Consider the following 235-nt stretch of genomic DNA (forward strand, 5'->3'; position numbering starts at 1 on the left):
GTCCTGGGCCGCGAGCGTGAGGCGCGCGTCGTCGGGCAAGCGGACATCCGTTCCGGCCGCGCGCTGGTGAAGATCGACGCCGCGGTCTCGGGCAGCGATCTTCTGGCGCTGTCGATCGATGCCCAGCCGGACCGCGACCGCTTCGACATCGACGTGCGCGCAGCAGGCGCTTCCGGCGGCGCGCTGGCGAAGGCGGCGGGCGTCGCCGGGCCGGTGGCGCTGACCGTCACCGGCC

At 75.3% G+C, this 235-nt stretch carries 1 protein-coding gene; it reads left to right on the forward strand.

The window, feature by feature from the left end; translation table 11 throughout:
- Positions 1–235: hypothetical protein (locus tag AC0IYH_RS34065; protein WP_471838900.1), on the forward strand; the 235-nt coding region annotated here is incomplete at both ends.

The sequence above is a fragment of the Pseudomonas sp. AC463 genome, assembly GCF_979253585.1.